We start from the raw sequence: 17,776 nt of genomic DNA on the forward strand, positions 1-17,776 counted from the left end.
CCTATTTAATTAAAAGTCTTCTAGCGAGTGTTGTTTTTCTGTATTTCTCAAATAAATCCTCATGGTCTTTTCGGAAAGATTTTGAATCAAATCGAGTCGTCTCGTAACTTCTCCAAGTAACCTCTCTATCTCCGATAACCCCAGATTCAAAATCACCTAGCATCGATTTCAGTTTGTTTTCATACTCTTTCCTTGTTGTCTCTAAATCCTTCTCGTCTTGCTTTAGCTGTTCGATGGCAGTGATCAAAGCGTTAGCTTCATCAGGAAGCTCCGTTTGACTGCCATCCTCGCTTTTAGGGTAAAGTTCACTTAAAAGTTTGGTGGATGCGTCACTTCCATCGAACGCAGGAGGGGCTTTCTTCAATACATGCTCCTCCCAAAACTCTTTCCCGATATCGAAAAGGTACTGAATTAATTCGTCGTCACGCTCGACATATTTCATAATGAATTTATTGCCGCCGATCAAGGTTGCGAAGTAACCCCATTGCAAACCTGTCACAAACAAATACCATTGAATCTGTGTTAAGTAGCTTGCTGGAACTTCATCATCAGTCCATTGATCCTTCAAGTACTCTGAGGTTGTTTTAACTTCTAAAATGCCGTGCCCTTTCTCTCTATCAATAATGAGCCGGTCAATGTTTGCCAGCGCCCACTCATGCTCTAGATGCTGCAGAATTGCGTTTCTCCTTTCGACTCTGAATCCTGTTCTAAAAGAAAATTCTTTCGCAACAACATCTTCTAAAATTCTCCCGAAGTACATAGCCTCGTTATCTTCTTGCTCTGGCAATTCCCCTAGCTTGTCCATATAAACAGAGACAGGAGAACTCCATTTATTAATGCCGCATATCGCGCCAATGTCCGAACCCGTAATTCCTCTCCTGCGCCATTCAAGCCATTCCTTATCAGTAATATCAGTTGTATTCACCAACCTGATCGCTTGCAAGCCCTACCCCTCCTAAGCTGTTTTGTACTCCCTGATTTCCGTTGCAGTAACGTCCTTAATGTCCTCAAACTCCATTTGGTCAAAAGCGTGATCCCAATCGATCTTTTCACAAATTAAATCCCGAAACTCTTGATCCGACAGCTTATCCAGGTTCTCCGAAGACATATCAACTTCAATTTCATAACCTAAATTGAGCCTTACTTTTCCACGAATCTTGATCATTTCTATTTCACCTCTCAAAAAGGTTTGTGGTATACTCGAATCAACTTAAAAAATCTAACGCCATCTTCCCGAATGGCATTTTTTATGCCCTTTTATCTCTAGTCCGCCTCCGCCCACTCTCTTGATACGCAGCAGTGGCGAAAACCAAGGAAAATAACAGCCCAAGCATTCCTGGAACCCAATAACCGTTGACCATCGCTGCGCCCGAAATAGCTGCTAACAAAATGCATCCGCCTATCATTCGTTCACCTGCTTCCTATTATTTTTAATGGATTGGATCCATCGTCACGACCGAGAACCCAGGAGGAAGCTCCCGATCATGACGACAGGACCAAGCCTGTCGTTGCTGGACGATCCAGCAGATGTTATAATAATTCCAGACGATCAACATTTAACTAATAAACAGTAAGCAGGCCCCAAACCTAGCTTGCTGTTTTTCTTTTTTCACGAGAAATCCTGACCTTTATGACTTCATCCAGACACGCAAGCATCTTCGGGTTATCTAACGCCTGACCACACATTTGCCGCACTCTCCACGCGGGCATTAACTTACTAGCCGCAATTACCATTACCACCAAACAATCCCCTTTCCTATGTAGTAAGCGCCCACACGACCATCGTCGATACCGTTGATATGATTTGCATGACAGCCGCTACATCGACACCGCATATGATTGCGGCCGCTATCTCTGGGGCTCCCGTCACTTGAAACCAATCGACTAAATCCCTTACCTTTAAAGCCAAGTAATTGTTCTCAAGCCTTGATACATTACTCCTTGATAGGTGTAACTTTTCTGCCATCTCCTCTTGGCTGAGCCCCGCTTTAAGTCTTGCTTCCTTAAGCAATGGACCGTACATCATCGTTACGATTCACCCCCTTTCAACGTGCAGGATTTGCACACTTGCAAAAACTGGACAGTCAACTCTATCTCTATCTACTAAAATTAGTTTTAGTAGATTCAAAGTGATTGCAAAAAAGAGCTTGTCCACTTGGACGCCAGGGCGGTTACGCCCCATGAGAGTCCTCCTTTTCGGACTCCTGCTCTTCCAAGGCCCAAAGCGACTCCGCTAAAATCCTGTTCATCTGCTTCACTTCTGGAAGGTCGGCATTTTCTTCGAACCACTCGCTACGCTCTTTCGGACTCATGAATGGAAGGATAGAACGGATTTTAATTGTGGTATTGCCGATCTGCGTTGTGAATACTGGACGATCATTGTTATTTTGTTGCATGTCCTCATCCCCCTTTTTTCTATGTCTATGCGGGGAACGGAGTGGGACAACCCTGTTAGTTTGATTCATGTTCAACCTCCTTTGACCAAAGAATCTTTGAAAGGATGACCTGTTATGCCCGAACTACTTATTCATCAATTAATGGATGAAATACATATTTTGAAAACTGAACTTGCGAGTATTAAACAGACTCAAGTTTCAAGTAACGAGCTGATCACTTTACTTGCCGAAGACGTGAACGACATTAAGGCTGATTTACACTCACTTAGATTGCAGTCAGTCACAGATCGCTAGAGGTCAGCCGCTTAATTAGCTGACCTTTCTCGGAATCCAGTTTGCAACGTATCGGATAGCAATTTGTAATTCTTTGCGCTTTACATCTTTGTATGATGCAACTGCAAACCGATCTTTGATCTCGCGATAGATTTCACGAAACAGTTGTGAGCGTTCATTTGGTTCGTCGCTCAGTTCATAGACTTTAGTTGCAACAGCCTTTTGTAATCTACGTTGTTCACCATGATCGAGAGTGATCTGTTCTTCGACCTTCTCGTCGATCTGGGTCACGAGCTTTCTAATCTCGTGTTGTTCTTTGACAATTTCATCATGTCCTTCGACTAAATCGGCGGTAGTTCGGAGGACTGTAACCAGTGCTTGGTCCTTTGATAGAGGAACAACATTGCTCTGAATGTGTTCGCGCATCCTTTTAAATTCTTGGATGAACATAACTTTCATCTTCATGGCTTCTGGCGTTACGTAAGCCATAGCAACTAATGTAAAAGCATCTTCCGAAAGATTGATTTTTCTATAAGTCCGACCACGGTCATTCTTATAATCTGACTCCTCAAAGTTGTGGAGTGAGAATTCGCTTTCGCCAGACTGATTCAACTTTTCAATTTGGGTTTCAATATCGCGAATAACAATGTCATGACGTTTGTTGAATACCTCAGCGACCGTAAGACTGTCTGTTACTGGTTTATTGTTTGCGATAAATACTAGTTGGCTCATAGGCGCCTCCTTTGGTCTGTCTGATTTTTCCCCTCTCTCATGTGGTACTATTTTCATAGAGAGGGGGTGAAAGGAATGTTAAAAAGAATAGACCCAGAAAAATTTGCTTTATCCGTTGTTAGTTCATCTTCTGCAATAAGCGACTCCCCAGAAGCTATTGCAAAAGAAAAAATTGAAATTTACGTAGCTTCATATAAAGAAGCTGAGGATTATAACAGAACTGTTGTTAAAGCAAATCGACAAGAAGATCACAAAAAGTTTTATGGTGAAAAGTAGGTTTATTTTTCTTTGATGTGTACGAGGATGGTCTTTGCTATAAGGTAAAGATCATCTTCGTCCCAACCTAGCTCATGAGCGAGTTAAAGCACTCTTTCAACCATCGGAAACACCTCTAACGGATGAGCAAGAAACTGCTTCGCCACCTAGCTCACCTCCTTTCGGGGGTTGGATTCTATTTTTGATGATGAATGACGCGTTTCGTGACATTCATCATCAAAAAAAAACGTCCAATCAATCTTTAGAGCTTTTGCAATTCTTTTTGCTACAGGAACACTAGGCATTCTTTTATCTTGTTCAATCATTGCATAAGTGGTTCTTGCAATAGATGACCTGTTGGCCACTTCTTCTTGTGTAAGTCCGAGTTGGTTACGCTTATTTACCAACCATAACCTCATACTTATCACCACCTCTTTGTCACGTTTAGTGTACTTATGTCTTTATAATATTACACATTTCGCGTATAGTCAATACTCTTTTACACTTTTTGTGTAATTGATTGATGTCACTCATTGTGTAGTTATAATTGAATTATATGGAGGTGATCAAATTGTTTGGTGATCGTTTAAAAAACCTAAGAAAAGAAAAGAAATTACGCCAAGAAGATGTAGCTAACAAAATTGGAACCGCCAGAACTACATACGCAATGTATGAGCAAGGCAAGCGCGAACCTGATAATGAAACCCTCCTGAGACTTTCTGATTTCTTTGGTGTAAGTGTCGACTTCCTGCTAACCGGGGAAATGAAAGGACAATTAATGATTGACTTTAATAAAGAGGATGTAACTTCTTTTATTGAAGATCCGGCACACGTAAAGTTTTCTAATCGTTTCAGAAAACTCGCCGAGGATCACAACATGGATCCATCTAAATTAGCAATAGAATTTGGAGTATCTGATGAAAACATTCGTGATCTTATGAATTATAGATCGCTTCCTAGCAATGGATACTTAGAGGAAATTTCGAAGTTCTTTAACGTATCAACTGACTACCTTCTAGGACGGACTGATGATCCTCGGGGAGTACACTCAACAAACAAAGTCACCGTTGCTGGTCAAGAAATCAACCTATCTTTAGATGAATTGAAACTATTTGAAGAGTTGAGGAAGCACCCCGTCCTCTTCCACGACTTGGCTACGAATCCAGAAGCAAAAGTAAAAGAACTTATCAAGCTCTATAAGATGAAGAAGATATTATTGGATGAAGACGATGAGGAATTTGGGGAAGGGTTTGGGGAGTTGGAAGATTAGATAAAAGTTGAGGTGAGGAAGTGAGAAAAAGTTACGGAAATGAAGAACTCGAAGAAGGTTTTCGAATCTTCTTTAAACCGTATTTAGAGGGGTATAGAGAGCGTGTAAATACTCTTTATCCAGATGAACACGCCGACAGCGACATTTTCACTTATATGAAACCAGTACATCTTCACGTGCTGCTGCATGATAGCGACACACACCTTCTATTTGCAAGGGATGAAGAGGATGGATTAACGTTCATTGATTGTATGGCTATTGATGAAGATGAATTCGATCATATTTCAAGCAGCTCGGATAAATTGATGAATAAATTTGTTTATTCCGTATCCGGATTGAACGATTATTTAACCGTTTTTCATTTTAGTAGGTTGGGGGAATATGCAGGCATTTCCTTTTCAGAGTCTAACAGAGGCACTTTAGTAGGTTCCGCAAGGAAATGGGGAGTCGAAAAGGCTGATGATCACTATTCCGCATATAAATTTAGTAAAGCACTAGAAAGAGCCATCTCCCCTTCGATCGAACTTGCAACCATTAATACAGATGAAGTACTTGAACGTGTGCAAGACCCTTCATTTCAATATGAATTTGGCGAATCCGCTAAAGCTTATAATGCAGGATTATATTTAGCTGCCGCTTCAACCGCTGGTATTGCTTTGGAAAATATACTAAGACTGATAATTACTAAAGTGTTCGGGCGGGATAAGCTTCCAAGTAAGTCATATATTATAGATTCTCTTCTTGTTTTAGATAGGAAAAAGGTGTTGCCCGGAAGATTGCGGAATGAAGTTTGGGCACAAAACGGCATTCGGAATAGCAATGCGCACACTAATGAAGATCCGGTGAAAAAAGAAACAGTTGAAACGTTATATAGACTCATCAACGAGTTGTCATTCTTTATTACTTAATTTTTCTTTGGCCTTTTTAAATTGACCTAATAATATACCGGCTTCTTCAATGCCCCATTCATGAAAATCTGATTCCAATGCAGAAATAATTGTTTCGATTTCATCAAATGTTAATGCGACGAGCGACACTTGCGTTTCAATAACTTTCATATTATCTCCACCCTTCTTAACTTGATTGTACTATACAAAGGCAGTGGTTTCATGCGACTTAAACAACAAATACATACCGACTACTGGGAAGAACGCGCCAACAAAGTACTCTCCCACTTCAACTATAACTTCCCAGATGAAATCGATATGTACGACATCTGTTGGCGTTACGGCATTCGGATCATGCCTCTTGATTACCCATTTCTAGATCAATATGTTCAACTGGAATCAATTGAGAACTTAGATGCCTTTTCCATTCCAAAAGAAAAAGGACGACGAGGGATAATATTTATTAGAGAAGATCTAAATTCGATTGAAAAGAAACTATTGCTTGCAGAAGAATTTTGTCACATCTATTCGCACCACACATCACAATTAAACTTAGACAAGCATGGTGTTGCAAAAATAGAAAACCAAGCAAAGAGGATGTCCGCTTACTTATTAATGCCTAGTAAATTTATCGAAACTATTTATGATGCCGCGGTCGATGAAGCTGTTCTAATCACGGATATTGCGGATTACTTCCTCGTAACAGAGGAATTCGCTCACTATCGAATGGAACTGATATTTAACCGCAGAGTAGATGGCTTCTCTTTCTTAAAAGGGAATATTGGGACCATTCAGTGGTTTGAGTAAGCAATTTTTGTTCAGAGAAGTTTCACGTGAAGGAACAAACAGGTTGAAGCCCTTGATCAGGCTATACGATCTCTTCATAATTGAAGTATATATGAATATAAATTAGGGGAGAAGTCTATCATGTTAACAGATAAAGAAGCAAAACAACTCTTCGAAGCAATAAAGGATTTAGTAGAAAACAAACCAATTGACTTTCCCCAATTAGGTGATTCGATACAACTGGATGTTGTAAGCACTTTTGATAACGACAGGTTTATTATAGACATACAACGAAAAGGGCAAATTAACATAAAAAAATGTACTTACCAAACAAGGTATCAAAGGGTTGTTCCTTTATTTAGAATTGACATCGAAGGTCCGCCACATCAAAATCCAGATCTTGAGATAATCCCTTGTCCACATATCCATGTATACCGTGAGGGGTTTGGGGATAAATGGGCCTATCCTTTGGACGAATATATCGATACAGAAGCAAGTGATTTGGGTAGGGTGCTCTTTGATTTTTTGAAGTATAATAATATTAGAAACATACCTCAAATTCGGTATCAGGGAAGTGATTTGTTTAATGGATCTTCAGGGGAAACTTAAAAGTTCATATTTGGACTGGTTAAATGAAAGAATTTCATTGCGAAGTATAAACGGAGCCATTGAAATTACCTCTCCTATGTTGGATCGGCATAATGACTTCCTTCAGATTTATGTCGTGCCCGATGGAGATGCATTCAGGCTCACTGATGATGGATATATAATTAATGATCTTCTTATGTCCGGTTGTGAAGTTGACTCAACTCCGAGAAGAAAAGAGATTTTTCAGTTATTGTTGAATGGTTATGGAGTCCAAAGATCTGACAGGGACGAGCTTTTTATAAAAGCTGACATTGGTGACTTCCCGCAAAAGAAACACTTGCTCCTCCAGGCGATGCTATCAGTAAATGATATGTTTATGGTAGCAAGACCACATGTACAAAGCATTTTCTTAGAAGATGTGGAAAACTTTTTATTAGATAATGATATTCGTTTTTTCGAAAACATCAACTTTAGTGGAAGAAGTGGCTATAGTCACACGTTCGACTTTGGAATACCAAAATCAAAAGCTAGTTCAGAAAGGCTCATAAAAACAATTAACCATCCCACAAGGGATGCTTCACAAGCCCTGTTGTGGGCGTGGAGTGATACGAAAGAGGCTAGAAAAGGCGATCCAACCCTTTATGCTTTTTTAAACAATTCAGATTCAACTATAAAAAACGACGTCATTGATGCTTTATCAAGATATGATGTTAAAACCGTGCTTTGGACTGAAAGAGATAAATACATCAGTGAATTGACCGCTTAAAACGGATAATTGATACTGGTGTATTTTTATTTTTCCCTAACGGTATGATCATAAGGAGGTTATCGCATGCAACGCCCCACTAACTTAGACGTTTTTATCTATTTGAGGAAGAGTCGTAAGGATATAGAAGAAGAACGTAAGGCAATTGAAAATAATACTCACTTTGACACGCTGGATAAACACAGAAATGAGTTGCTGGAACTCGTTAAGCGCGAGAAGCATCATGTTGTGGACATTTTTTCCGAGGTCGTATCCGGTGAATATCTGTCCGAGAGAGATGTTGCACAAGAGATGTTGAGGCAAGTTGAGGAAGGATCTGTTGACGGGGTCGTTGTCATGGATCTGGATCGACTAGGCCGCGGTGACATGATCGATGCAGGGACCATTTTTCGCTCCTTTAAGTATTCCGAGACGCTGATCATCACGCCCCACGAAGTCATCAATTGTAACTCTGAGGGCGCAGAGCTGTTGTTTGGGATCAAGTCCATTATAGCCCGTGAAGAATTAAAGCAGATCAACAAGAGGCTACAGGGCGGTCGTAGAAGGTCGGCAAGGGATGGCAGATCGATCACCCGCAGGCCGCCATATGGATACGACAGGGATGAGGATTTAAAGCTGATCCCCAACCCAGATCAGGCATCGGTTATTAAAAAGATTTTTGAGTTGATATCTAATGGACAAGGACGACAAGCTGTAGTAAAGCAGTTGGACTCGCTAGGCTATAAGCCGCCAGAGGGCGATCTTTGGGAGCAATCCACTATTAGTTATATTATCAAAAATGAAGTGTACCTGGGGCACATCGTATGGGGCAAGCGACGAAATATAAAAAGGAATGGCAAGTATATTTCGAGGGCCGTTCCACCAGATCAATGGACACGCCATGACAACGCCCATGAGCCCATTATATCGCAGGAACTGTTTGACCAAGCGAATCTTGCTCTAAGTAGTCGCTGGAGACCCCCAACACGAGATGGGACTACGCTTACCAATCCTTTAGCTGGTATTGTGAAGTGTGGCGTATGTGATCGTGCCATGTACTATCTACCAAAAAAGGATCGTCCGAACCCCCAATTTCGATGCATCAACTCTCGATGCCAAGGCATACAGAAAGGCGCCATGTTTTATTTGGTAGAAGAAAGATTGATAGAGTCACTTAGACATGTCGTAAACGAATTTGCGACCAACCAAAAAATGATTGCATCCGCTTCACCGGACAACAAAAGCAACCCAGAAGAAATTATCGGGCGGAAGAAAAAGCAAATAGAGAAACTGGAGAGTGAAATAGAAGAGTTAAATCAGATGCGACAGACTGCCTATGAAATGTTGGAACGAAAAATATACACCGAGGAAATCTTTCTTGAGCGCCAGAAGGCAAATTCAGAAAAGATGAAAGATGTTGAAAAATCCATTGCGGAGCTTCAGGATGAAATTGAACTGGAAGAACATCGGATGAAACACCAAAAGACGATCATCCCAAAAATCCGAGCTGTTTTAGAAACATATAATAAACTCGATGATCCAGAGAAAAAAAATAACCTTCTCAAGTCGGTCGTTGAGAAGGCGCACTTCATCAGAAAAAAGGAATGGACCAAAAGGGACCATTTTGAATTAGAAGTTTTTCCAAGGCTGCCCTGATCGGCGGCCTTCTTTTGGTTATATGGTGGTTAACTATACTGATTTACCTCCCCGTACCCGAACATGTTCGAACGCTCCATTAATTCTTTTACTAATCGGGTGCAGCGTTCATTATCCGATGTCAGGTTATCGCCATCTGAAAAATGGAACGGGTAAATATTGTATTGCGAAGGCGGATATCTCGTATCGATAATTTCCAACGCCTTCCGATAGGCGGATGAGCAGATCGTCCCTCCACTCTCGCCCCTTGAGAAGAAGTGCTCTTCTGTAACCTCTTTCGCTTCGGTATGATGGGCAATAAATACGATTTCAACCTTCTCATACTTGGTGCGTAAAAATCGGGTCATCCAAAAGAAAAAACTACGCGCGATATACTTCTCAAACACACCCATACTCCCACTGGTATCCATCATGGCAATGACTAAGGCGCTTGATTCAGGCTTGGTAATTTCATCCCATGTTTTAAAGCGAAGATCATCATTCGTAATATTCTCTAGCTTGGCCTTTCCTTCCATCGCGTTTCGTTTAATCGCTTCAAGGATCGTCCGTTTTTTGTCGATGTTCCCCATCAGACCCTTTTTGCGAATATCATTGAATTCGATATCGGTGACAACGATCTCTTGCTGTTCTTTTTGTTCTAGGTTAGGTAGCTCCATTTCTGAAAAGAGCATCTCTTCCAACTCTTCTACAGAAATTTCCGCCTCATAATAGTCCTCGCCAGGTTGATCTCCCGCTTCTTTTCCTTTGCCGGGCGCTGGAGCGGGGGAACCATCGCGGGCGATCACATCGCCCACTTTGGATTCTCCGTCCCCCTGACCAACCTGCTTACTCTTATTATAGTTATAACGGAATCGATATTCGTCCAACGAACGGATAGGAATTTTCACTAGATCCCGACCATCTGATAAAATAATGCTTTCTTCGCTAACAAGGTCCGGCAAGTTTTGCTTGATTGCCTCTTTCACCTTTTCCTGGTGCCTGAGTTGATCCTGATAGCCTTTGCGATGAAGTGACCAGTCTTCTTTAGAAACGATGAACAATGGCTCTTTCATCTTATTCCTCCTCGCCTATCGGCTACATCCATTACACTTCGGCATAACGATAATACGATGATTGATCTAGCGATTTAATAAGCTGCCAACATAGCGCAGAAGTTCATTCGCGCAATAAGGACAGTAGTTATAGTCATCGATCAGACGTTTTGTCACTTCATTTACTTTCCTCAGTTGACTTTCATCAGGTGTTTTTGATGAGGTCGTAATTTTTACGACATCTTTTAGATCCGCGAATAATTTCTTTTCAATCGCTTCTTTTAATCGTTCATGATTATTATATTCAAAGCGTCTCCCTTTGCGCGCAAAGTGCGAAATGCGAATCAGAATTTCTTCACGGAACGCTTTTTTTGCATTTTCAGAAATCCCAATTTGCTCCTCAATCGATCTCATTAACTTCTCATCCGGATCGAGCTCTTCTCCCGTCACTGGGTCACGCATTCTCGTTCGATTGCAATAGGATTCAACGTTATCCAAGTAGTTATCCATTAACGTTTTTGCTGACTCCTCGTAAGAATACACGAATGCTTTTTGCACTTCTTTTTTTGCTACTTCATCGTATTCCTTGCGGGCAACGGAAATAAAGTTCAAATAACGCTCTCTTTCTTCTTTTGTAATCGAAGCGTGTTGATCTAACCCTTCCTTAAGAGCCCTTAAAATGTCTAAAGCGTTAATGCATTCCGTATCGCGTCGGATTAACGCGCTAGAAATACGGTTAATAACATATCTGGGGTCAATTCCGGACATCCCTTCATCCAGATGCTCATTTCTTAACTCTTTAATATCGGCCTCTTTAAATCCTTCTACATTTTCTCCATCATACAACTTCATTTTCTTGAGTAGATCCATCCCTTGCTTCTTTGAATCTTTTAATCTCGTTAAGATGGAGAAGATCGCAGACGTCCTCAAGCCATGCGGCGCCACGTGCACATGGCCAAGATCACTTTGACTAATTAACTTCGCGTAAATCTTCTCTTCATCCGAAACTTTGAGATTATAAGGGATTCTCATCACAATAATTCGCGATTGCAAGGCTTCGTTCTTTTTATTACTAATAAAATTGCGATATTCCGTTTCATTCGTATGAGCAACAATCAATTCATCCGCGGAAATAAGCGCAAACCGTCCGGCTTTAAAATTCCCTTCCTGTGTCAATGAAAGCAAGTTCCAAAGGAACTTCTCATCACACTTCAACATCTCCTGAAATTCCATTAGTCCGCGGTTGGCCTTATTTAACTCCCCATCGAAACGATATGCTCTCGGATCAGATTCAGATCCAAATTCAGCGATCGTGGAAAAGTCAATGCTACCGGTCAGGTCGGCGATATCTTGCGATTTCGGATCAGATGGGCTAAACGTCCCAATCCCCACACGATCCTTCTCAGATAAAATGATACGCTCCACGACGACATCCTCAATTCGACCGCCATACTCTGTCTCAACCATCATCCGTGTATACGGATTCAATTCACCTTCAATTTTGACGCCAAATCTTTCTTCAAACTCAGGGCGCAAATCGTGCGGAACGAGCAACAACGGTTCTTGGTGCATCGGGCAACCTTTTATTGCAAACACAGCGCCTTGATCCGTCTTCGAATATTGCTCAAGACCCTTCTTTAACATACTCACAATTGTTGATTTCCCGCCACTGACAGGCCCCATCAACATCAAGACACGTTTTCTTACATCTAGCCTCATCGCCGCAGAGTGGAAATATTCTTCCACTAATTTTTCAACCGCTCGATCTAACCCAAAAATCTCTCGGGTGAAAAATTTGTACTCCTTCGTGCCGTCCTCATTTTGCTCGATGCCGGCGTCCTTAATCATGTTATATACTCTAGAATGGGCGGTTTGAGCAATCTGCGGAGTCTCTTTCACTAACTCAAGATATTGCGCAAACGTACCCTCCCAGGCCAACTTCTTTTCATTCAAGCGATGCTCATTCAAGCGTCTAATAATATCCATGAGGGCCTCCTCTCCTTTTATCAGAAAAACCGACATTGGGGGATAAGTTTAGTAAGGTTTAAAGCCAAATTTACCTAATATATATTCGGCCATTTCCAGTGACATGCCACTAAACATAAAGTTAAACATGAATGATTCCAGTACTTGACAGCCCTAGCAAAGCCCTATTTGCAATATTCTTATTCCTTTTTTGTTGTCCATTCGCTATAATGAGAGTTGAAATTTCAGGAAGTTTACGTACTATTTTTAAGATTTTTGGAAATAAACATAGTAGCATTAAAAAGGAGGTGTAATGATAATGGGTACATTCATTCCATTGTTTGTGCTTGCTAGCTTCTTGTTCTTCATCCTGACATCTGGCCATGATGAAGACAAGACATGGGGTTTATAATCCAATGTATAAAAAAAACACCTTCCTTATGACAAAGAAGGTGTTTTTTATTTTTTCTAGAAAAGAGGCACAACAGATCCTTCATACTTCTCTTCGATAAACTTTTTAATTTCTGGCGAATTTAGCGCTGCTGCTAGCTTCTTGACTGCATCTCGATCCTCACCCTCGCGAACGGCTAAAATATTAGCATAGGTTTCGGCGGCAAGAGAGTCTGCCGATTCTGTAGCCAATGCGTCAGCAATTGTAAAGCCCGCGTCAATCGCATAGTTTCCATTAATGACAGCATAATCGACTTCATCAATCATCCGCGGAATTGTCGCTGCTTCCAATTCTCGAAAAACAATATTTTTTGGATTTCCTACAACATCACTTGTCGTAGCATTTAATCCCGCATCCTCATTTATCGTAATTAATCCTTGAGCTTGTAGAAGCTGTAACGCTCTTGCTTCGTTCGTTGGATCATTCGGAATCGAAATGTGCGCCCCGTTTTCTAGATCCTCTAGCGACTTTGTTTTGCCAGGGTAGATGCCTAACGGTTCAAAGTGGGTGATCGCTTCAGCGACAAGCTTTGTTCCATGTTCCTCATTGAATTTATCCATGTAAGGTTTGTGTTGGAAAAAGTTCGCGTCCAAGTCTTTGCTGTCAAGGGCCTGATTTGGAATCACATAGTCTGTAAACTCTGTAACATCAAGCGTAATTCCTTGCTCAGCCAAAAGCGGCTTCACTTCTTCTAGTATTTCCGCATGAGGTGTTGGAGAAGCGCCAACGATTAGCGTCACATTTGTGTCCGCTTCACCCGTCGCTCCTTCTTTGTTATTATCGGTAGCTTGTTGTCCACCGCCACATCCAGCCAGTAACACCAAGCCGCTAAGCAGGATTAGGAACGGCGTAAAAAACTTCTTCATCTTTAAATTCCCCCATTTTATAAAAATTGTTTTCTAACGATGATAGCTTGTCTATATAAGCCCGTTAAATTGCTGCTGACGCAACGCTTCATAGAGCACAACAGCCGCTGTGTTGGACAGATTAAGCGACCTCGTCCCATTCATCATCGGAATCCGAATCACCTGTTCGCGATGCGCCGCTAAGATAGACGCTGGAATCCCCGACGTTTCCTTGCCAAATAGGAGATAATCCCCGTCCTGATACACAGGGTCTGTGTGATTCATGCTTCCCCCCGTCTCCACTAGGTACATCGCTCCTCCTCCCTTTTTACTTAAAAAGTCCTCATACGATTGATAGTGTGAAATCGTGACTTCCCGCCAATAGTCTAACCCCGCCCGCTTTAAATACTTGTCCTCCGTTGAAAATCCAAGAGGGTGAATCAAGTGCAGATGTGTCCCTGTGGCCGCGCAAGTCCTCACGATATTCCCCGTATTCGCGGGGATTTCAGGTTGATACAACACAATATGAAAAGGCATTCCCTTTCACCTCTATCCGCCGAGTCATTATATGATGATTATACTTTTTTCTGCAAGCAAAAGAAAGAAGTTGAAGATGACAAATCCCCAACTTCTATTCTTTGATATGGATGAACGTATATTTTGTGTTTTCGGTCCACGCGTGAGAATCGCGATATTCCCAATAACGACGGCGGCTATTGATCGTATGCGCATTGACAAGCGGCATCCCATTCGGATCCTTGGCAACAACGATCGTATTGTGTTGATAGCGACCGTCCCCGTCCCAGTCATAACAAATCACATCACCAATCATCAATTCTTCGGCTGATTGCTTCACCTCAGCGCGCGATCCATGTTTCGTTTTTGAATTAGTCAAATATAACATTAAACTGTGAGCGACAGACCAACTGTAGCTCCAATTTGAACTACCCTGAAACCACCAACCTTGGCCTCGTTGCCCACTGACATCTAACGAAAGACCCCCCGCATGCAAACATTGAGACACAAAGTTTGTGCAATCGACGTCAAATTTTGGATAAGCCGGATTGTAACGATCCCACCATAGTTCCGCATAACGTTTGGCCTTGGCCCGATTGTATCTTCCTTGAGTCCGCGGTTCTTCTTCGTTTAACAGTTGCTCCTCCGTATTTGGTAGGGCTAACGTTTCGATCGCTGGTTCTTTATCTTTTTCAACAGTTTCTTTTCCTAACACATGATCTGAAACAATTCGCCATGATCCTTGCCACTTTTTTAAAGTGAGTTTTCGTAACTGTTGCTCTTCACGCTCCATGAACTGCTGATTAATCTGGTACAGCTTCCAAAAACTCCAACTTAATACTAGGATTACCTTATCTTCGGATTGATGAATCATTTGAAAATCTCGAATCGTTGTTTTGCTTTTTAGTGGTCTGGCATTTCGATTTTGGAGAATAGCCCGCCCGCGTATAAGCCGCGCCTGCTCTGCGCTGTCCTCTCCGTTCGGTTCAAGATAAGATGTCAATTCTTCCGTACTGCCTTCTATATGCAGCTGGTTTAATTTTTCAAAGTATCTCTTCAACGTATTGAGCCAAGCATTTTCCATTTTACATACTCCTTCACACTTATGCTTTTAGAAACTCATCGATTAAGCATATGTATGAAAGCGCCAGACTTTAACCAACGATCTGCTTTTCAAAGTCTAACAAGTATGTTTTTATTTCTAGTCCACCGCCATAACCAACTAGCGACCCGTTCGCCCCGATCACGCGGTGACATGGAATGAAGATGGAAAGCGGATTTCTATTGTTTGCTCCGCCGACCGCGCGAACGGCTTTCGGCGAGCCCACCGCCACTGCCACATCTTTATAGGCGTGGACCTGACCATATGGGATATTTTGCAGTTGGCGCCACACCTTTTTTTGAAAATCCGTGCCGTATAGGTCCATTGGAACGGTAAATTCTGTCCGCTTTCCGTCAAAATATTGATCCAGTTGTTCGACCGCCTGCCGCGTCCATTCCGTTTGTTGCCCGATCAAACGATACGAATCGAGTAGTTTCTTCGCCCATTTTCCAAGTTCCTCGAAAACAGTCGGTCCAGAACCGAAACAAACATGACAGATCCCACGTTCTGTGGCTGCCACCGTAATTGGACCGATCGGACTCGACATCACCTCATAAAAGACATCTTGTTGCTTGCCCATCGTTACATCCCCTTCTTACCCTCATCAAGCATGCCCAACGCGTGGTTGATCTCTTCTTTTACTTCGTCATCTTTCTCCACGGAAAGCGCTGCGTCTAATGCTTGTCTAGCTTGCTCTCCCCCGATCTTCCCCAATGCCCACGCGGCTGTGCCGCGCAAGGGCGGTCTCACATCCTGATTTAACACCTCGATTAGATCCGGCACGGCGCTGACATCCTTAAAATGAGCCAAGCCTAAAATCGCATTGCGTTGCAGCGGTTTTTTACCGCGCCAAGCTGCCGCCGTGGGACCGAACGTTTCCCGGAATCGCTTGTTCCCAATCGTGAGCAGCGGTTTTAAGAGCGGCTTTGCCAGTTCAGGATCAGGCTGAAATTCAGGATGATGCGTGAAGTTAATCTTCCGATTTTTGGGGCATACTTGCTGACACGTATCACAGCCATAGACCCGGTTGCCGACACTTTCCCGAAATGCTTCGGGCACATAATTTTTTAGTTGGGTAACAAAGGCCAAACACTTTTGGGAATTAAGTTGGCCAGGCTGCTCAAACGCGTCCGTCGGACAATGGTCCATACATAATGTACAGTCCCCGCACCCATCTTCAAGCGGTGTATCAGGCGGGAATGGAATCGATGTGATCATCTCCCCCAAGTAGACCCAAGAGCCGAATTCGGGGGTAATCAAACTCGTGTTTTTCCCGACCCAGCCGAGCCCTGCCCGTTCCGCCACCGCGCGATCAGACAGCGCCCCCGTATCGACCATCGACTCACACTTTGCGTCGGGAACGAATTCCAATATATATTCTTCCAGTTGCTTTAATTTTCTTCTTAAAACATGATGATAGTCCTCGCCCCAAGCTGCTCTGGCAACCATCCCGCGATATTGACCAGGCTCTGATCTCGGAGCCTCCTCGATTTTCGTTGGATAGGCAAGGGCAATCGCAATAATCGATTGAGCTTCCGGTAAAATCATTTCAGGATGTGTTCTCATTGCTAAGTCCGCTTCCTCAAAACCGGATTCATAGCCCAGTTTTCGATGTTCAACAAGGCGTTGTTTCAATTCTAAAAAGGGGTCTGCGGAAGCAAACCCGATCTTATCGATCCCGATCGAAGCGGCGTAGTTGATTACTTTGTCCTTGAGTTGTTGAGGGGTCTGCATCCGATTCACCCCTACTTTGGTGTTGCGGCTACAGCGAGCTCATCGCAACGGTTGTTATATTCATTGTCAGCATGACCCTTAACTTTTATAAATTCAACCTGATGTTTTTCGGTTAAGGCAATTAAATCTTTCCAAAGATCCTGATTCTCAACGGGTTGCTTTTTGCTATTTTTCCAGCCGTTTTTCATCCAGTTTTTATACCAGCCTTGTTTAAAACAATTCACGACGTAGGCGCTATCGCTATGAACCTTCGCTACGCACGGTTCCTTCAACGCTTTTAACGCTTGGATCACGGCCATAATTTCCATGCGGTTATTCGTCGTATCCTTCTCTCCGCCCGACATTTCTTTTTTTTGATCGCCAAACATCAACAACGCGGCCCAGCCGCCTGGACCTGGGTTGCCAGAACAAGCCCCGTCTGTGTAAATAATAACTTCTTTCATTTAACTTCCTCCACTATCCATCTATTTCACCACAACGTCCCCCTAAAATGGGAGTGACGTACACGGATGCTAACTTTGGTTGAACTGTTTTTCATTATACC

General features: G+C 42.5%; 24 protein-coding genes. 8 read left to right on the forward strand and 16 right to left on the reverse strand.

The features are described 5' to 3' along the window. Position 1: 1 nt before the first annotated feature. The 5 genes from BEP19_RS16540 to BEP19_RS16555 form a co-directional block, all read right to left on the reverse strand. Positions 2–943 carry a YqaJ viral recombinase family nuclease gene (locus tag BEP19_RS16540; protein ID WP_120191053.1) on the reverse strand — a complete coding sequence of 314 codons (942 nt, stop codon included), beginning with the start codon at positions 941–943 and terminating at the stop codon, positions 2–4. A gap of 12 nt (positions 944–955) precedes the next feature. Then, a complete protein-coding gene (locus BEP19_RS16545; RefSeq protein ID WP_120191054.1) occupies positions 956–1,165 on the reverse strand; it encodes a hypothetical protein in 210 nt (69 codons plus the stop codon). 422 nt (positions 1,166–1,587) lie between these two features. Further along, positions 1,588–1,740, reverse strand: a complete 153-nt coding sequence (locus BEP19_RS17775) for a hypothetical protein (protein ID WP_170145414.1) — start codon at positions 1,738–1,740, stop codon at positions 1,588–1,590. A 16-nt stretch (positions 1,741–1,756) separates the two neighbouring features. Then, positions 1,757–2,026: a helix-turn-helix domain-containing protein gene (locus BEP19_RS16550; protein ID WP_120191055.1), complete on the reverse strand. Its 270-nt coding sequence runs from the start codon at positions 2,024–2,026 to the stop codon at positions 1,757–1,759. Between the two features lie 145 nt (positions 2,027–2,171). Next, positions 2,172–2,465 carry a hypothetical protein gene (locus BEP19_RS16555; RefSeq protein ID WP_120191056.1) on the reverse strand — a complete coding sequence of 98 codons (294 nt, stop codon included), beginning with the start codon at positions 2,463–2,465 and terminating at the stop codon, positions 2,172–2,174. 45 nt (positions 2,466–2,510) lie between these two features. Between BEP19_RS16555 and BEP19_RS16560 the strand changes: the two genes are divergently transcribed. Then, positions 2,511–2,690 (forward strand): hypothetical protein, encoded by a 180-nt coding sequence (locus BEP19_RS16560; protein ID WP_120191057.1) that lies wholly within the window; start codon positions 2,511–2,513, stop codon positions 2,688–2,690. Positions 2,691–2,705: 15 nt separating this feature from the next. On the opposite strand, the gene BEP19_RS16565 is transcribed toward BEP19_RS16560, so the two are convergent. Beyond that, positions 2,706–3,401, reverse strand: coding sequence for a Rha family transcriptional regulator (locus BEP19_RS16565; protein ID WP_120191058.1), 696 nt, complete (start codon positions 3,399–3,401; stop codon positions 2,706–2,708). A 75-nt stretch (positions 3,402–3,476) separates the two neighbouring features. Between BEP19_RS16565 and BEP19_RS16570 the strand changes: the two genes are divergently transcribed. Next, positions 3,477–3,677 carry a hypothetical protein gene (locus BEP19_RS16570; RefSeq protein WP_120191059.1) on the forward strand — a complete coding sequence of 67 codons (201 nt, stop codon included), beginning with the start codon at positions 3,477–3,479 and terminating at the stop codon, positions 3,675–3,677. A gap of 146 nt (positions 3,678–3,823) precedes the next feature. On the opposite strand, the gene BEP19_RS16575 is transcribed toward BEP19_RS16570, so the two are convergent. After that, entirely contained in the window at positions 3,824–4,075 is a 252-nt protein-coding gene (locus tag BEP19_RS16575) for a helix-turn-helix transcriptional regulator (protein ID WP_120191060.1), read from the reverse strand. A gap of 152 nt (positions 4,076–4,227) precedes the next feature. On the opposite strand from BEP19_RS16575, the gene BEP19_RS18305 reads away from it, so the two are divergent. Continuing rightward, complete coding sequence (locus BEP19_RS18305; protein WP_120191061.1) at positions 4,228–4,926, forward strand: helix-turn-helix transcriptional regulator; 699 nt, start codon at positions 4,228–4,230, stop codon at positions 4,924–4,926. A gap of 20 nt (positions 4,927–4,946) precedes the next feature. After that, entirely contained in the window at positions 4,947–5,834 is an 888-nt protein-coding gene (locus BEP19_RS16585; RefSeq protein WP_120191062.1) for a hypothetical protein, read from the forward strand. Here BEP19_RS16585 and BEP19_RS17780 read toward each other — a convergent pair. Then, positions 5,817–5,984, reverse strand: coding sequence for a hypothetical protein (locus tag BEP19_RS17780; protein ID WP_170145415.1), 168 nt, complete (start codon positions 5,982–5,984; stop codon positions 5,817–5,819). The genes BEP19_RS16585 and BEP19_RS17780 overlap by 18 nt on opposite strands. 51 nt (positions 5,985–6,035) lie before the next feature. On the opposite strand from BEP19_RS17780, the gene BEP19_RS16590 reads away from it, so the two are divergent. The 4 genes from BEP19_RS16590 (at position 6,036) to BEP19_RS16605 (ending at position 9,588) form a co-directional block, all read left to right on the forward strand. Further along, on the forward strand, positions 6,036–6,620 hold the full coding sequence (locus BEP19_RS16590) for an ImmA/IrrE family metallo-endopeptidase (protein ID WP_120191063.1): 585 nt from the start codon (positions 6,036–6,038) through the stop codon (positions 6,618–6,620). A 120-nt stretch (positions 6,621–6,740) separates the two neighbouring features. Beyond that, on the forward strand, positions 6,741–7,208 hold the full coding sequence (locus BEP19_RS16595; RefSeq protein WP_120191064.1) for a DUF6978 family protein: 468 nt from the start codon (positions 6,741–6,743) through the stop codon (positions 7,206–7,208). Continuing rightward, positions 7,186–7,953: a DUF1829 domain-containing protein gene (locus BEP19_RS16600; protein ID WP_120191065.1), complete on the forward strand. Its 768-nt coding sequence runs from the start codon at positions 7,186–7,188 to the stop codon at positions 7,951–7,953. Before BEP19_RS16595 ends, BEP19_RS16600 begins: the two co-directional genes overlap by 23 nt. A gap of 66 nt (positions 7,954–8,019) precedes the next feature. After that, the gene (locus BEP19_RS16605) at positions 8,020–9,588 is read left to right on the forward strand and encodes a recombinase family protein (RefSeq protein ID WP_120191066.1); all 1,569 of its coding nucleotides are present in this window, start codon (positions 8,020–8,022) and stop codon (positions 9,586–9,588) included. 29 nt (positions 9,589–9,617) lie between these two features. Here BEP19_RS16605 and yhbH read toward each other — a convergent pair whose 3' ends face one another. From yhbH to rnhA, 8 genes are all read right to left on the reverse strand, one after another. Further along, positions 9,618–10,640, reverse strand: a complete 1,023-nt coding sequence (gene yhbH, locus BEP19_RS16610; RefSeq protein ID WP_120191067.1) for a sporulation protein YhbH — start codon at positions 10,638–10,640, stop codon at positions 9,618–9,620. Between the two features lie 66 nt (positions 10,641–10,706). Next, positions 10,707–12,605, reverse strand: coding sequence for a PrkA family serine protein kinase (locus tag BEP19_RS16615; protein ID WP_120191068.1), 1,899 nt, complete (start codon positions 12,603–12,605; stop codon positions 10,707–10,709). A gap of 447 nt (positions 12,606–13,052) precedes the next feature. Beyond that, a complete protein-coding gene (locus BEP19_RS16620; RefSeq protein WP_120191069.1) occupies positions 13,053–13,901 on the reverse strand; it encodes a MetQ/NlpA family ABC transporter substrate-binding protein in 849 nt (282 codons plus the stop codon). Between the two features lie 51 nt (positions 13,902–13,952). Then, positions 13,953–14,417: a tRNA (uridine(34)/cytosine(34)/5-carboxymethylaminomethyluridine(34)-2'-O)-methyltransferase TrmL gene (trmL, locus tag BEP19_RS16625; RefSeq protein ID WP_120191070.1), complete on the reverse strand. Its 465-nt coding sequence runs from the start codon at positions 14,415–14,417 to the stop codon at positions 13,953–13,955. A 94-nt stretch (positions 14,418–14,511) separates the two neighbouring features. After that, on the reverse strand, positions 14,512–15,480 hold the full coding sequence (locus BEP19_RS16630) for an amidase domain-containing protein (protein ID WP_120191071.1): 969 nt from the start codon (positions 15,478–15,480) through the stop codon (positions 14,512–14,514). 70 nt (positions 15,481–15,550) lie between these two features. Then, the gene (locus BEP19_RS16635; RefSeq protein WP_120191072.1) at positions 15,551–16,078 is read right to left on the reverse strand and encodes a methylated-DNA--[protein]-cysteine S-methyltransferase; all 528 of its coding nucleotides are present in this window, start codon (positions 16,076–16,078) and stop codon (positions 15,551–15,553) included. A 2-nt stretch (positions 16,079–16,080) separates the two neighbouring features. Next, positions 16,081–17,232 carry a tRNA epoxyqueuosine(34) reductase QueG gene (gene queG / locus BEP19_RS16640; RefSeq protein ID WP_120191073.1) on the reverse strand — a complete coding sequence of 384 codons (1,152 nt, stop codon included), beginning with the start codon at positions 17,230–17,232 and terminating at the stop codon, positions 16,081–16,083. Between the two features lie 11 nt (positions 17,233–17,243). Further along, positions 17,244–17,675: a ribonuclease HI gene (gene rnhA, locus BEP19_RS16645; RefSeq protein WP_120191074.1), complete on the reverse strand. Its 432-nt coding sequence runs from the start codon at positions 17,673–17,675 to the stop codon at positions 17,244–17,246. Between the last annotated feature and the right edge of the window lie 101 nt (positions 17,676–17,776).

Origin of the sequence: Ammoniphilus oxalaticus (assembly GCF_003609605.1) — a bacterium.
Lineage (GTDB): Bacteria > Bacillota > Bacilli > Aneurinibacillales > RAOX-1 > Ammoniphilus > Ammoniphilus oxalaticus.